The sequence below is a fragment of the Ignavibacteria bacterium genome (genome assembly GCA_025612375.1).
Lineage (GTDB): Bacteria > Bacteroidota > Ignavibacteria > Ignavibacteriales > SURF-24 > JAAXKN01.
In genome coordinates this window covers 41,503-56,605 of sequence record JAAXKN010000011.1, presented here as the reverse complement: position 1 = coordinate 56,605, position 15,103 = coordinate 41,503, and the positions used below count along the sequence as shown (strand labels likewise).

The window sequence follows — 15,103 nt, the reverse complement described above, 5'->3', positions numbered from 1 at the left end:
TTTATGTTTTCAATGTAAAAGATAAACAGAATGGGCTCTAAAGGCAAAGGTGAAAAAGAAAAAGGAGGGCTGATATAAAATAATAACGGGCGCCATGCCTGAGGCGCCCGTTATATTAAAAGATTACAATTTAACACCCCTTAAGCGAAGGGAGTTTGTTACCACCGAAACAGAACTAAACGACATTGCAAGCGCTGCAAACATGGGGTTTAACAGTCCCAATGCGGCAAGGGGAATTCCGAGCACGTTATAGATAAAGGCCCAGAAGAGGTTCTGCTTGATCGTCCTTATAGTTCTTTTTGAAAGCTGTATTGAATTAACCGCTCCCTGAAGGTCGCTTTTCAGGAGCGTTATATCGGCCGTTTCAATTGCAACGTCAGTGCCCGAACCCATTGCAATTCCAACGTCGCTTTGTGCAAGCGCCGGGGCATCGTTAATTCCGTCTCCAACCATTGCCGTAATGCTTCCTTCCTTCTGGTACTTTGCAATTTCGCGCGCCTTGTCCTCTGGAAGTATCTCGGCCCTGAATTCATCAACGCCTATTCTTCTTGCAATAGCTTCGGCGGTTTTTCTGTTGTCGCCCGTCAGCATCACAACCTTTATGCCCATGCTCTTAAGCTTCCTTATGGCGTCTTTTGACGTGCTCTTAATCGGGTCCTCAATTGCAAAAAGGCCTTTTATTCCGCCGTCAATTGCAATAAATATAATCGTCTTGCCTAAAGAAGAAAGCCTGTCAAAATCCTCCTGGAACTTCCCGGGTTTCAGTGAATAATCCCGCATCAGCTTCTCGTTGCCGACTAAAACGGCTCTTCCTCCAATTACAGCCTGGATTCCGTGTCCCGGTATGTTCTTAAACGACTCCGGGTTCCCCAGGGTAATGTTTCTTGCTTTTGCATAGTCCACTACTGCCTGAGCCAGCGGATGTTCGGAGCGGCTTTCAACCGAAGAGGCAGTTTTTATCAGTTCATCTTCGCTGATTTCATGAGTAATAATGTCAGTAACAGAAGGCTTTCCTTCGGTAATTGTTCCCGTTTTATCCAGCACAATTACATTTATTTTGTGCGCGTGTTCAAGGCTTTCACCATTTTTAATCAGTATGCCGTGGTTTGCCCCGAGGCCCGTTCCAACCATAATTGCCGTAGGCGTTGCAAGCCCCAGTGCGCAGGGGCAGGCTATAATTAAAACAGCAACAAAGTTTATGAGTGCAAGGTTAAATGCTCCGTCACCCCCTATAATAAGCCATACGATAAATGTCAGAAACGCAACTAAAACTACTGCAGGAACAAAGACCGAGGCTATCTTGTCTGCCAGCTTCTGTATGGGAGCCTTGGAGCCCTGGGCCTCCTCGACGTACTTTATTATCTGTCCTAGTACGGAATTTTTACCAAGCGCCGTGATCTCAAATTCAAAAGATCCGTTCTTATTTATTGTGCCTCCAATGACCCTTGCTCCCGGGCCTTTTTCAACGGGTATTGCCTCTCCTGTAATCATGGATTCATCTACCGTTGAAAGCCCTTCTTTTATTACGCCGTCGGACGGGATCTTCTCACCCGGGCGCACAATAACAATATCCTTCAATGCCAGCTCATCTATCTTAACGGTAACCTCTATTCCATTACGCCTTACCGCAGCGGTCTTTGGCTTTAATTCAAGAAGTTTTTTTATTGCCGATCCTGTTTTCCGCTTTGCGCGGTTTTCAAGAAAACGCCCCGTCAGTATCAGCGTAATTATTACCGCCGTAGAATCGTAATAAACGTGCGGCGTACTGCCTGAAGATGTAATCATATCCGGAAAAAGCGTTGCAATGAGGCTGTAGATGTATGCTGTTCCCGTACCTATTGCAACCAGCGAATTCATATCGGCTGCAAAATGCTTCAGGTTGTTGTAGAAAATTGTAAAGAATCTTTTGCCTGAAATAAAGACAACGGGTGTGGTAAGTATAAGCAGAATTTTATTTATATAATGCATCAGCTTTTCATGGCTTAGGGAAGCTGGGAACATCCTGTGGAACCAGCTGAAATCCATTGTCATGCTGATAATAAATACCGGTACAGTCAAAATAAGCGCAAACAGGAGATCTTTTTTCAGCGCCTTGTAAAATGCGTTGTCTTCTTCTTTTTCTTCAGGCAAAGCCTCCGGCTGTGCAGTTTCAGTTTTTTCAGGAAGTTTTATTTTGTATCCTGCATCTTCAACAATCTCAGCAATTTTACTTAAATCTGCTTTTGAAGGATCCAGCTCAAAATTTGCCTTTTCGGTTGCAAAATTTACAGCGACATTTTTTACCCCCTCAACCTTACCGATGGCCTTTTCCACCCTTGCCACGCAGCTTGCACAGGTCATCCCTTCAACGGGAAGGGAAAATTTCTGTAATGTATTTTCCTGCGGACTATCCACCAGGGTTTTATTTACCTTATCCATAATTCCTCCAAACGGCTTGGCCGGGGTTAAAAAACTTTAACCCCGGCTTAAAACCCTAAATTATTACTTTATATCCGGCCTCATCAACTGCCTTAATGAGGTCTTCTCTTTTTACTTTATTTTCGTCATATTCCACGTCGGCCGAACCGATCTGTACGTCCTTTATGTTAACGTCGAGTTTTGATAACTCTTTTTTTACGTGCATAACACAGTGGTTGCAGCTCATGCCTTCGATTTTTAATTTCTCAGATTTCATTTTAGTCTCCGGAATTTTTAAGTTGTTGATTAATTTATTATTCAGATAACTTATGTCAGTGTTAACGTCTGATACAAAAATAATAATGGCGGGCAAGGGAAGCGTTACATAATTTTATCAATCTGTTATAAAATTTTAATGGAGCTTGTCTATCGGTTTTCTCTGGCTGTGTGTGAGCGCCTTAAACTCGCTTGCTGTAAAGCCGGTCACTTTCCTGAACTGGCTTGAAAGGTGCTGAACCGAGCTGTAGCCCAAGCGGTAAGCAATTTCGCTTAAGGTTAGTTCGTTATATTTCAAAAGCTCCTTTGCGCGCTCCACCTTCTGAAGTATAACAAAATGCTCAAGCGTAATATTTTCAACTGATGAGAACAGGGTGCTCAGGTACTGATAATCCTGATCCAGATTCTTTTCCAGGAATTCAGACAGGTTCATGTCTATATTTTCCAGGCGGTCGCTGTAAATAAGATCAATAATAAGGCTTTTTATTTTGTTTATGGTAGCTGCTTTCTTGTCTTCAATGAGTTCAAAACCGTTTTCTTCAAGCGCCCTGATAATCTGATCAAATGGAAAATGCTCGCCCCTTATTCTTACTTCGCCAAGCTCAATAGTTAGTACCTCCAGCCCGAGCTTTTCGAGCTCCTCTCTAACCACTTTGATGCAGCGGCTGCAGACCATATTTTTAATTAAAAGCGTTTTTTCCGAAAGCATTACTGTTCCCTTAAAAGTATATATTAATAAGATGCAAAAATTCGCAATCCGATGCTGGAAAATAGGCATAATTTTCCCGAAACCGCAAAATTATAAATGAAAATATTCTTTATATTCACTTTTTGTGCCCAATCAATTTATTTGACTCAATTAAAAAAATCACTATTTTATTAAACTAAATTATCGTTATTAACTTACGGATCATATAATGAAAGCTAAAATCCTATTCTTAGTCGTTTTGTCATTCATTTCTGCAAGCGTATTTGCCCAGAAAAAGGCTTTTACAATTGCTGACCTGTATAAAATAAAAAATGTCGGCTCACCCGTCCTTTCTCCAGACGGAAAGAAAATCGCCTATACCATCTCAACTTCCGACATGGAAAAAGGGAAGTCGAATACCGATATTTTCATTATGAACAGCGACGGAAGTGATAATAAAGGCTTTGCAACAGAGGAGAAATCTGAATACAACCCCATCTGGGACGCTAAAGGCGAGGGGATATATTACATTTCCACCAAAGAGGGAAGCCCGCAGCTTTATTACCAGGAAATCTCAGGCTCTAAGGCAAAGAAGCTTACGGACTTCTATGGCGGCATCTCAGACCCGGTCTTGTCACCCGACGGTAAAACTGTTGCCTTCACGGCATCGGTGTTCCCTGAATGCGGCGCAGACCAGGAATGCAATAAACTTAATGCAGAAGCCATGGAAAATGGCCCCATTCAGGCCCATATGGCTGACCAACTATTATTCCGCCACTGGACCGACTACTCAGACGGAAGATTCACGCACATAATTCTTTTTAGCCTCGACAGGGAAAATTATACAGATATTACCCCGGGCAGCTGGGAATCTCCTACTTTTCAGCTCGGCGGCGGCATAGGCTTTAACTTCTCACCCGACAATAAGGAACTCTGCTTTATGTCCAAAAGGGTTAAGGACCCTGCATCTTCAACAAATTCTGACCTCTGGCTTGTACCTGTTACGGGAGGCGAGGCGAAAAACATTACCGCAGATAACAAAAGCTGGGACGGGAACCCGATCTATTCTCCCGACGGACGCTATATAGCATACAGGAAACAGGTGATCCCGAACTATGAATCGGACCGCTTCAGAATTGCCGTATACGACCGCCAGACCGGAAAAAGTAAAATTGTTACTGAGAAGTTCGATAACTGGGTAGATGACTTTGCATGGGCAGATAATTCAAAGGATATATATTTTACCGGAGAAGTAAAAGGCTATAGCCCCATTTACCGCGTTAACATTGAAACTGAAAAAATCGACAAAGTCTCAGGCGACGAGTCCATCTCCGGCTTCGGACTCTCCCCGGAGACAAAGTTCATAGTTTATAACAAAAGAACCGTTGAAAAACCGGGCGAAATCTTCAGCCTCGACCTGGCTTCAAAACAGGTAAAGGAACTGACCAGCGCAAACAAGGAGTTCCTGGATGAGGTGGATGTAAGGCCTGCTGAACAGATCTGGGTTAAGGGAGCTGACGGCAAGGATGTCCACGTATTTATTGTTAAACCTCATAACTTCGACCCGAATAAAAAGTATCCCCTCATCTTAAACGTTCACGGAGGGCCTCAGAGCCAGTGGATGGATGCTTTCAGGGGCGACTGGCAGGTTTATCCCGGTGCAGGCTATGTGGTCGCTTTTGCAAATCCCCACGGATCAACAGGCTACGGGCAGGAATATACACACGAGATCTCGGGCGACTACGGCGGAAAGGTGTTCCAGGATTTGATGAAGGTTACAGACGCCCTCGAGAAACTACCTTACGTAGATAAAGACCGCATGGGAGCTATGGGCTGGTCCTACGGCGGCTATATGATGGACTGGTTTGAAGGGCATACAAAACGCTTTAAATGCATAGCCTCAATGATGGGCCTCTATGACCTGAAATCTTTCTTCGGAACAACTGAAGAACTCTGGTTCCCGGAGTACGACCAGAAAGGCCAGCCCTGGAACTCAAAATTTTATGAAAAGTGGGATCCGTCTGCATCTGTGAAGAATTTTGTTACCCCGGCTCTCATTGTCACCGGCGAACGCGACTACAGGGTTTCCTATACGCAAAGCCTCGAGTTCTTTACAGCCCTGCAGAAAATGGGCGTGGATTCACGCCTGATCGTTTTTAAGAACGACGGACACTGGCCCAGTAACGTTAAATCGATGCCTCTTTACTATAACGCGCATCTGGACTGGTTCCATAAATACCTGGGAGGCGACCCGGCTCCTTACGATATGACACTCATGATTAGAAACAGGGCTTTTAGTAAGTAATTTCCGGCATCAATAAGGAGTTTTTAGGAAAATTGAGCAAGAGAAATCCTGTCTTTTTATATTCTGCTTGCTCTTTTCCTTTTTTGTATTTAATTCCCATGTGCGAAATATAAAACTGAAGGTGGTTAGAAATGGGTTTTCTTAAAGGAATCTTTTCAAAGAGTGAGTCGGAGAAGCTAATTAAGGCTGCATCCGGTAAATACGCCGAAGGTGACTACAAGGCCGCAGTTGAATTATACAGCAAAATTATTGAAGCCGAAGAAAATAATATTCAGGCCCTTTATGGAAGAGGCCTGTCATACCTGTTCCTGGAAAATTTCAAGGATGCTGCTGCGGACTTCGACGGCGTTATTGCAATTGACCCGAACTATTCCGTTAAAGCTTATTATAACCGCGGCATGGCTAAAAGCGGAATGGGCGATAATGCGGGGGCACTCAAAGACTTTGATAAATTTATCTCCATCAATTCCAAAAGCGCTCTTGCTTTCTTTAAACGCGCCGAAATAAGGGAAGCCTCAGACGACCTTAGGGGCGCCGGCGACGACTTTCTTGCGGCGGCTAACCTGCACGCGGATAACCCTGAAATCTTCTGCGCCATGGGCCGCGTAAAGTATAAGCTCAGGGACTATAAAAAAGCCCTGATTGACCTTAATAAAGCAATTGAAATAAACCCCTCGCACGTTAACTCCTACTTCCTCAGGGGCCGCGTGGCCCTTGAAATGGAAAATTTCCCCTCAGCAATTGAGGATTTCCAAAAAACAGTCAGCCTTAAACCCCATAGCCCTGAAGCCCAGTATTTTATTGCCCTTATCAAAAATAAACAGGAGGATTTTGAAGGCATGCTCTCTGCCCTCAATGTACTCTTTAAGATGGATCCTAAATACTCGAAGGGCTATGAACTAAGGGCCTCGGTTAAACTCCTGCAGAGGGATTTTGAGGGGGCCGAGGCGGACTTTACTCAAATGATTGAATCCTCTTCACAGGATTATACTGCTTATATGAGAAGAGGCGACGTAAGAAGAATACTCTTCGACTATGAGGGGGCCAGGGAAGACTACATGAAGGCTCTTTCCCTTAACTCTTCTTCTTATGAGATATTCTATAACCTGGGGCTCCTTGAAACCAACTTTAAGAGCTATGAGACCGCAGTCGGCCATTTCCTGAAGGCCATTGAGCTATGCCCCGAATCATCAGACGCCTTTAACGCAAGGGGAATAGCCAAACACCGCCTTAAGGACTTTAACGGCGCCGTTAAGGATTTTACAAAAGCACTGGAACTTAATCCTGAAAACTCCGAGTACTACCTGAACCGGGGTAACTCAAAAGCAGCCCTGCAGGATAACCACGGCGCTATTGCAGATTATACAAAAGCCCTCATGAATCCCGGCTATTCAGAAGCCTACATGGCACGCGGAAGAATGAAATATACGCTCAGCGACTACTACGGGGCAATACTTGACTTCACAAAGGCAATTAACCTTGAACCTAATGACCCGGCTAAGTATTTCATCAGGGCAAATGCAAATAAAAACCTGGAAAACTATAATGAAGCCATGGACGACCTGAATAAGGTCATAAGCCTGAGTCCTAAATATGCAAAGGCTTACTTTCTGCGCGGCCTTATATTCTATAACATGCGGAGCTACAGAAACGCTGTTAGTGACTGGGAAGCTACTATAAAGCTTGACGGGTCTTTCAGCACACAGCTTAGCAAGCTTATAGCCGAGGCAAAAGGCAGACTTTAGATGCTGGAAATTGGATAAAAAAAGCCGGAATTGATTCCGGCTTTTTTTTGAAATATTTAGAAAAACTAGTAATCTCTCATCGGAAGATGATATGCCTTAATTTCACCATCTTCGGTTGAATGCAGTATCTGGAATTTACTCCTTGGCCTGGCGTTTACCTTCTGCTGTGCCTGTCTTCTTTCAGGAACATTTCTTTCATGAAAATTTCTTTCAGGAATAATTCTTTCCTGATAGTCCGCTCTTTCCTGAACAAATCTTCTCTCCACATCTGCTGTCCTTTCAGGATAATCCACTCTTTCTGTAACGGTTCCCATCTGCTGAGCTATAGGTGCCATTTCATGGGCCTGGTAATATGAGGCCTGAAAGGCCGGCATATAGCTCTTCTGTGCCGTATAAGGGCTGCCGGTTGTTCCACTATAAGGTTTACTTTTCGGTGATCTTAATTTATATAATATAAATGATATAGTTAAAGCCGTAACACTCAGGAATGAAAAGAGTCCTATTGCTTTTCCTATTATCGGTAATAATCCCATTTTTGTACTCCATGAGTTTTTCTATGATTAAAATCAATTCCTGTGCCAGCTGTGATACAGATCAAAATCGAACTTTTTATTTTATGCGGTGGTACCAAAATGAGATGCAATATCAATTTGAGACAATCCGGTGCGCCTGGGCCTCATTCCGGGGCTGGAGAGCTGTATAACCATAAGCATCATTGGCTAAATGAGTTATGAAGTTATTTTTGTTGGATTTTATAAAAAAATTTAATAACTTACTGCACTTTAATAGAAAAATTGTTTAATAATAAACGTGGTAATTTTAAGGGCTGATAATGACAAAGGCGGATATAGTAGAAAAAATAGCACTGGGAACTGGAGTTACGAAATTAGAAACTGAAGCTATTGTCGAAGGCTTCCTGAATACCGTTATAGAGGCCTTAAAAGAGGGAAAAGGAATAGAGATCAGAGGTTTCGGGAGCTATAAAGTTAGAAAGAAAAAAGCCCGTCTGGCCAGAAATCCCAAAACAGGTGAGAAAGTATTCGTCGAAGAGCATTACGTCCCGAGTTTTAAGTTCTCAAAGGACTTTAAGGCGATCGTTGATAAAGGTTTAAAAGAAGAAAGACTGGCTGTTAATAAATGACACAATGCCCGAATTGTAATTATCCTCTTGATAAGGAATATAATTTCTGCCCTTCCTGCGGAGTTGATTTGAAGGGGTTTCAGGAGAATAATTCAGGAAAAGATGAAATTGAGGAATTAAAGAAGTATATTATATGTGATGTATGCGGTGAGGAAGTACCTGATGGTTCTCTGTTTTGCCCCTCTTGCGGAGCAAAAGTAACCGGAAGGGAAAAAACCGGTGAGAAAAGGGAAGTAAAGTCCCCTCTGAAAGAGCTCTCGGCAGAACCTAAAGCTAAGGCCCCCGTTCAGAAACCAAAGCCTCAGCAGGCGCCACCGGCAAAAAAAGTCCAGGCACAGAAACCCCCACAGGCAATGCCTGCATCTTCAGGCAAAAAGATGAGTCCGGTGCAGCTTTGGGGAATGATAGCAGGACTGTTGGTTGTTGGCGTTTTGATTATGTGGGGAGCCGGGGTATTCAGCAGTTCGGAAAGCTCAAATGGAAATAACGGGCAGGAACAGGCAGGTAACCCTGCAATGAGCCTGGAAAATGTGCAGAGGATAAACGAGCTCGAAGCCGCAGTAAGGAAGGATTCAACAAATCTTAATACAGTTCTGGAACTGGCTCACCTGCTAAATGATTCAGGCATGAAGGATAGGTCAGTTCCTTATTACCAGATGTATTTAAGAAAGAATCCGATGAATGCCGATGTACAGGTGGATTTAGGTGTGGTTTATTATGAGATGCAGCAGTACAATGTTGCAAAGACGAGAATGAGAAAAGGACTTGCTATAAATCCAAGGCATCAGATAGCTAATTTTAATATGGGAATTATCAACCTTGCTTCCGGAAGTATCGATTCGGCAAAAATCTGGTGGAACAAGGCCGTGACAATAGATCCAACAACAGAGATTGGAAAGAAAGCAAAAGAATTATTAGATTCACATAAATGAAAGGAGGTTTAAATGCCCTGCGGTAAAAAACGTAAACGTCATAAAATGGCAACGCACAAGCGTAAAAAAAGACTTAGGAAGAACAGACATAAGAAAAAATTAAGATAGTATACTGGTGAAAAATGGAAGATTGAAGTCTTAAAAGCCAACGTCTTCCATTTAGTATCCCTTATACGTGTCAGGCCATCTTAGCTCAGCTGGTAGAGCAACGCATTCGTAATGCGTAGGTCGCCGGTTCGATCCCGGCAGATGGCTCTTAAAACAGCTCGAAGTCGCACTTTTTGAGTTGCCAATCTATTGCAGATTAAGGAAATTGCTTAGTATTGCTTAGTGAAAATCAAAAATCACTAAGCATTTTACTAAGCTTTTTTTTTATCTGTTGCCTCAGGCTTTACACCTTCCTTTTGCCGTAATCTCAGGCTTTAAGAGCTAAAGAAGTTCTGGAATTCTTCTCTGAATTTGATGCCAAACTTAAGGAGCCGAAAAAGCTATTGTTACTGATTTATTTCATGCTTTTTGTCCTGAAAATTATGATAAAACTGATTTGATTTTACATCAGAAAATCCCTAAACTTGTACCCATGGCCCGGTGGGGAATTGAGAATTTATGGCTCTCTTTATTATTCTGCAGTCTGTTTCGCAATTTATTGAGATGCATAATGGATTTTAAACCTGTATGTTATCCTCAATATTTTTTCCTGTGCTGATTCTCATTCTATATAAAGGAGTACCTAAATGCATATTTTATTCAGAGCCCTTTCAGTTCTAATTCTTCTAAGCGGAATTAACTTTTCTCAGACTAATGGTTTTAAACTTGCAGGGCGCTGGCCCGATGGCCCTTCCAGTGCTGTGGCCATTGATGGCAATTATGCCTATATCAATAACGGTTCAGCTCTTGAAATAGTGGATATAAGCAATGCGGCTAGTTTCAAATCAGCAGGCAGGCTCGATCTTGCAGATATAATTCACAGCATAAGTGCATCAGGTGCATATGCTTATGTCAGCGGTGCTAACGGATTTTATGTCATCGATGTTACCGATAAAACTTTTCCCAGGATGGCAGCTGCCGTTTCTATACCTTATACAGCATCAATGATCGTAAAGGACAATTTTGTTTATGCTGCCTGTCCGGACCCCGGATTTCTGATAATTGATGTAAGCAATCCTTCGCAGCCTAAAATAGCAGCTTCTATATTTAAAGATTATCTTGCCACAGGCGTTTTTGTAGCCGACTCGCTTGCTTATGTATGCTGTATGGATTCGGGGCTTTATGTAGTAAATGTGAAAAACAAGACCGCTCCCTCAATCCTCGGGCATTATAATTTCGATCAGAAGTACCGGCCCAAAAACGTCTATGTAAAAGACAGCATTGCATATGTAACAAGTGCCGAGAACAAAAGTTCATACACCATTAGTGGAAGATTTCATGCTATTAACATAAAAAATCCATCGAATATCTTTGAAGAAAGCGGGATATCTTTAACCGGCGACTGGCATGCCACAGGTGAAAAAATAGCCGTAAACGGAAATTATGCATACGTAACATCCTTAACGGATGTTGGAAATTATGTAACCATTGCTGATGTCAGCAATCCCTGCAGTGTCAAAGAAGTGCTTAAAAAGAATGTTGAAAATGCCTTTGACTTGGCCATAAAGGATAAGAGGCTTTTTGTTACGGCTGACTACAAAGGGCTGCTTTCTTTTGATTTGACCAATCCTGAATCACTCTTGGAAGATGGTTCTTTCAGGACCGCCGGCCTAACGGGTACCGTTGTAAGAAAAGGAGATTACCTTTATGTTGCCAAGAACCCGGACGGGATCAGAGTTCTTGATATTTCAAAACCCTCAAACCCATCCGAGGTGTCTTCCTACGAGGGGCCTTTGCATTATGAGGGCTGTAATACTCTTTTTGTTAAAGACACCATTCTTTTTGCAGGCATTTGGGGAACAGATTTTGGATTTTCAGTCTTCAGCCTGGCAAATATGCCCAGCCTGAAAAAGATAATTGCATTGCAGCCCGATAATGTGGCGAAAATAGAAGTTGCAGGCAATTATGCCTATACTGCGGGTGTTTCTGAATTTCTGATCTATGATGTAACTGATCCTTATCATCCGAAAAAAATATTCAGCTACTCCACCGATCCGGTCAGGAATCTGGATTTAGCTGTTAACGGCTCAACATTGTACCTGCTTGAAAAGTTGAACAGGCTAAAGATTTTCGATGTCAGTAATCCCGCCGGAGCTGCTCTGATCAGTGAAATTCCTGTTGCGAATGCCTTAAACATCAGTCTCGACGGCGGCTATTTATATGTGAACATTAATTATGACGGAACAAAAATATTCGACGTTTCTGATCCTAAAAACCCAAAAGAGATTGGTAAAATTGCCGAGCCAGACGCCTATAAAATTATTGCGCGTGATGGCTATTTGTATGCTGTTTTTGCAGCTAAAGGGCTTAAGGTATTCAATGTTAAGAACCCCGCCACTCCATATCTTGTTAGATCCGATGAAACCGTAAAAAATTCTTCCGACATGTTTGTTGATAAGGATTATATCATTATCTCCGGGAATCCGGAGGGGCTCTCCATATTTACCAATGATATAACCACCTCAGTAGGGGCCGCAGGCAGCCGCATAAAGGATTTCGCATTGCTGCAGAACTATCCGAATCCATTTAATCCGGCAACTATGATAAGCTATTCAATTCCAAGACAGTCATTTGTAAACCTCAAAGTATTTGACATGCTGGGGCGTGAAGTGGCTTCCCTGGTTAGTAAAGAGCAGTCTGAAGGTGAATACAAAGTTCAGTTCAACGCTTCGAACCTTCCCAGCGGAATGTACATATATACAATTCAGGCGGGGGAGTTCAGGGCTTCTAAGAAGCTGATGCTTGTTAAGTAATTTATATGTTACTACTCAGTGAGAAATTAGAAAATTAAAGAGGTTTGCCAGTAAATGCTGAGTTTTGAACCCCCGGCATATTTACCCCGGGGGTCCTTTATTATCTCAGAATTGTGTACCTAATAAGCACCCATATAAGCACAATGTAAAGTACAATTACATTGAAGTATATTGCCCTTATCTGATTCCTGCTTATGGAAGTTCCTGCCAGCCTGGGCAGAAGTATTATAACGGCTGTAAGCACACAAAAGATGATAAAACAAACCGCGTATAGCATCCCCACTTTTTCGTTAGCCCTCTTGTTATGAATACAGTTGTATTATATAAAGCGCCTTTCGAATAAGCAATTCAATTAGTGCAGCAGCATTATTTCTCGTATAAAGAAAAAAAGTTGAAAAAAATTTTTTTATTTATCTGCAATTCGTTGCTATTATTTAATAATCTTTTTATCATAAAAATAGGGCGAAAAAAGTGACCTTTTTTAGGGCTTTTTTCATGGTTTATTTAAGCATTGTCATTTAATACTTTTCAGAATCACCTGCCAATCAGAAAGAGGGAGACAATACGATGGATGATATTTCTGTGGAATACATCAGCAGGAAAAATACCGTGCTTGATGTAGTGCTGAACGGGATTGCAGACGGTGTGTATATTGTGGACGTAAAACGAAAAATTATTTTCTGGAACGAGGGCGCTGAAATTCTGACGGGCTATAAGTCCGAAGAGGTCCTCGGCTACAGGTGCAGCGAGGACATACTGAAGCATATCGATGAAAATGGCGAACCCCTGGGCATCGATACCTGTCCGCTGGAACTCGCATTAACCCAGGGTACATCAACAATAATTAAAATCTTTCCCCAGCATAAAAACGGCAAACGCTTCCCTGTAATGGCCCATATTTCTCCAATAAGAAATAAAGACGACCAGATCATAGCTGCCGTTGAAGTCTTCCGCGACATATCCAAAGAAGAAAACCTCCGCATACTTCAGGAAAAATTCAACAATATCATTAAACGCTACGTCTCTTATGCTACAGTTGAAAGGGTGATGGCGCAGGTCCTTTCAGGCAACGACGCCAGGAGCAGAAAAAGTGACCTTACGATACTCTACCTTGACGTTGTGCAGTTTACAACTCTTTCCGAGAAGTACCCCCCTGAGGAAGTTGCCCAGAGACTTAATGAGATCTTCGGCATCTGTGAAAGCGTTATAAAGGAGTTCTACGGGGATATTGATAAGTTTATCGGGGACGCACTCATGGCAGAGTTTGTGGATGCAAACGACGCCGTCAGGGCAGCCGAAAAGATTCTTGAGTCTCTTGGAGAACTCAACAGGCGCTATATTCAGGAAGGCCGGGAAGTAATAAACGTCAGAATAGCCCTTAACAGCGGCAACGTGGTGCAGGCTGAAATCGGTACCCCGGCAAGAAAGGAACTGACCGTAATCGGAGACGTCGTAAATACTACAGTCCGCATAGAAAAACTGGCTGTGCCCAATACGGTCTTTGTAACCGAATCAACTCTTTCCAGACTGCATGACACAAAAGGATTTCTTTTTGACAGAAGAATACTGGTAAAAGGGAAGACTGAACCGGTATCGATTTACTCCTTAATGAAAGCCTCTAAAAAAAGCAGTGTCCATGAGAAGAAAATAAAAATTTAGACGAATTTTTTCATAAATCCGGTAATAAAGCGCTCTTTTTTAAGAGCGCTCTTTTTTTAATTGCTCCATTATAATGCCCCTCTGAAAATCAAAACTTACAATTCCTTGCCTAAGACATGTAACGTAAATGCCTTAATAATAAGAAGTTAGGGCATTTTTTATCCCCCGGCATCATTGGGCAACTGTCCTATATTAGCCAGTTCTGCGCTCCCAAATTCTTCCCAATAGCTTAATTCAGCCTGTAAACGAGGTTTTTTATATGGCATACGGATTGTCGTAACATAGTCACGATCAATTATTTAAGGAATGAAATGATGACTAAGATTACGACTAGAGGCCTCGTTATAAGCTTGTTCCTCAGCATACTTACTCTGCAGATATTTGCACAGAGTAATAACAAATCCGCAACAGGTAGCTCTGCTGCAGCTTTGTTAGACGTATATTCAATGCCCGCTACACTTCATCAGGAACTGACAGGAAAGAATACTCCGGCAACAATAACACCGATTTCAAAGATGTCAGTCCGTGTAGCAAGAGGGGAATTTGAATCCCTTTCACTTTTTATCCAGCCCAAGGGGCAGATAAATAACATTAAGTTTAACTGGACAGACTTCAAGAACGGTTCAATGACAATTCCTGCCAACCGTATGGATGTTTCAATTGTTAAGGTATGGTATCAGTCAGGCTACAAATCAGATATCGCTGAGACCGGTGTTATTAAGCACTTAACTCAGGAACTCCTTGTAAAGAATGATAACCTGGTTAAGGTTGACTATTCTGCACAGACCAATTCTCTTCTTTGTACAAAAAAGTCAGACGGCTCACAGTACTACCAGAATATCAGCGACCCGGGTGCTACGTTCCCGACAAATGACGTTACTGTAAAGGATGCCGACACACTTCAGCCTTTCTCTCTGGATGGATCAACAAACAGACAGATCTGGATGACAGTCCACGTTCCTGACAACACTCAGGCTGGAAAGTATACCACAACCATGACAATCACCAGTGATCAGGGAACTGTAACATCTTTCCCGATTGAAATTGAAGTTCTTCCTTT

11 protein-coding genes and 1 tRNA gene are annotated in these 15,103 nt (G+C 42.4%); 8 read left to right on the top strand and 4 right to left on the bottom strand.

Annotation, left to right across the window (positions count from 1 at the left end):
* Positions 1 to 123: 123 nt before the first annotated feature.
* The 3 genes from HF312_09390 to HF312_09380 form a co-directional block, all read right to left on the bottom strand.
* Positions 124 to 2,418 carry a copper-translocating P-type ATPase gene (locus HF312_09390; protein MCU7520414.1) on the bottom strand — a complete coding sequence of 765 codons (2,295 nt, stop codon included), beginning with the start codon at positions 2,416 to 2,418 and terminating at the stop codon, positions 124 to 126.
* A 55-nt stretch (positions 2,419 to 2,473) separates the two neighbouring features.
* Positions 2,474 to 2,674 (bottom strand): heavy-metal-associated domain-containing protein, encoded by a 201-nt coding sequence (locus HF312_09385; GenBank protein ID MCU7520413.1) that lies wholly within the window; start codon positions 2,672 to 2,674, stop codon positions 2,474 to 2,476.
* Between the two features lie 135 nt (positions 2,675 to 2,809).
* Positions 2,810 to 3,382, bottom strand: a complete 573-nt coding sequence (locus tag HF312_09380; GenBank protein ID MCU7520412.1) for a helix-turn-helix domain-containing protein — start codon at positions 3,380 to 3,382, stop codon at positions 2,810 to 2,812.
* 205 nt (positions 3,383 to 3,587) lie between these two features.
* Here HF312_09380 and HF312_09375 point away from each other — a divergent pair, with 205 nt between their 5' ends.
* Complete coding sequence (locus tag HF312_09375; protein MCU7520411.1) at positions 3,588 to 5,666, top strand: S9 family peptidase; 2,079 nt, start codon at positions 3,588 to 3,590, stop codon at positions 5,664 to 5,666.
* Positions 5,667 to 5,797: 131 nt separating this feature from the next.
* Positions 5,798 to 7,411: a tetratricopeptide repeat protein gene (locus HF312_09370; protein MCU7520410.1), complete on the top strand. Its 1,614-nt coding sequence runs from the start codon at positions 5,798 to 5,800 to the stop codon at positions 7,409 to 7,411.
* Between the two features lie 65 nt (positions 7,412 to 7,476).
* Here the strand turns inward: HF312_09370 and HF312_09365 are convergent, their stop codons facing one another.
* Positions 7,477 to 7,944 carry a hypothetical protein gene (locus HF312_09365; GenBank protein MCU7520409.1) on the bottom strand — a complete coding sequence of 156 codons (468 nt, stop codon included), beginning with the start codon at positions 7,942 to 7,944 and terminating at the stop codon, positions 7,477 to 7,479.
* A 299-nt stretch (positions 7,945 to 8,243) separates the two neighbouring features.
* Between HF312_09365 and HF312_09360 the strand changes: the two genes are divergently transcribed.
* The 6 genes from HF312_09360 to HF312_09335 all read left to right on the top strand — a co-directional run.
* Positions 8,244 to 8,552, top strand: coding sequence for an integration host factor subunit beta (locus HF312_09360; GenBank protein ID MCU7520408.1), 309 nt, complete (start codon positions 8,244 to 8,246; stop codon positions 8,550 to 8,552).
* Positions 8,549 to 9,484 carry a zinc-ribbon domain-containing protein gene (locus HF312_09355; protein ID MCU7520407.1) on the top strand — a complete coding sequence of 312 codons (936 nt, stop codon included), beginning with the start codon at positions 8,549 to 8,551 and terminating at the stop codon, positions 9,482 to 9,484. Before HF312_09360 ends, HF312_09355 begins: the two co-directional genes overlap by 4 nt.
* A gap of 182 nt (positions 9,485 to 9,666) precedes the next feature.
* Positions 9,667 to 9,739 (top strand) — tRNA-Thr (locus tag HF312_09350).
* Between the two features lie 479 nt (positions 9,740 to 10,218).
* On the top strand, positions 10,219 to 12,384 hold the full coding sequence (locus HF312_09345; protein MCU7520406.1) for a T9SS type A sorting domain-containing protein: 2,166 nt from the start codon (positions 10,219 to 10,221) through the stop codon (positions 12,382 to 12,384).
* Positions 12,385 to 12,951: 567 nt separating this feature from the next.
* Positions 12,952 to 14,043 (top strand): PAS domain-containing protein, encoded by a 1,092-nt coding sequence (locus tag HF312_09340; protein MCU7520405.1) that lies wholly within the window; start codon positions 12,952 to 12,954, stop codon positions 14,041 to 14,043.
* A 311-nt stretch (positions 14,044 to 14,354) separates the two neighbouring features.
* Positions 14,355 to 15,103 (top strand): hypothetical protein (locus tag HF312_09335; GenBank protein MCU7520404.1); only part of this gene is annotated, 749 nt, incomplete at its 3' end.

Excerpts from the sequence above, each read along its gene's own strand:
- HF312_09360 (MCU7520408.1), top strand. The coding sequence starts at position 8,244 with ATGACAAAGGCGGATATAGTAGAAAAAATAGCACTGGGAACTGGAGTT.
- HF312_09365 (MCU7520409.1), bottom strand. The coding sequence starts at position 7,944 with ATGGGATTATTACCGATAATAGGAAAAGCAATAGGACTCTTTTCATTC.
- HF312_09385 (MCU7520413.1), bottom strand. The coding sequence starts at position 2,674 with ATGAAATCTGAGAAATTAAAAATCGAAGGCATGAGCTGCAACCACTGT.
- HF312_09355 (MCU7520407.1), top strand. The coding sequence starts at position 8,549 with ATGACACAATGCCCGAATTGTAATTATCCTCTTGATAAGGAATATAAT.
- HF312_09380 (MCU7520412.1), bottom strand. The coding sequence starts at position 3,382 with ATGCTTTCGGAAAAAACGCTTTTAATTAAAAATATGGTCTGCAGCCGC.
- HF312_09345 (MCU7520406.1), top strand. The coding sequence starts at position 10,219 with ATGCATATTTTATTCAGAGCCCTTTCAGTTCTAATTCTTCTAAGCGGA.
- HF312_09370 (MCU7520410.1), top strand. The coding sequence starts at position 5,798 with ATGGGTTTTCTTAAAGGAATCTTTTCAAAGAGTGAGTCGGAGAAGCTA.
- HF312_09390 (MCU7520414.1), bottom strand. The coding sequence starts at position 2,418 with ATGGATAAGGTAAATAAAACCCTGGTGGATAGTCCGCAGGAAAATACA.
- HF312_09340 (MCU7520405.1), top strand. The coding sequence starts at position 12,952 with ATGGATGATATTTCTGTGGAATACATCAGCAGGAAAAATACCGTGCTT.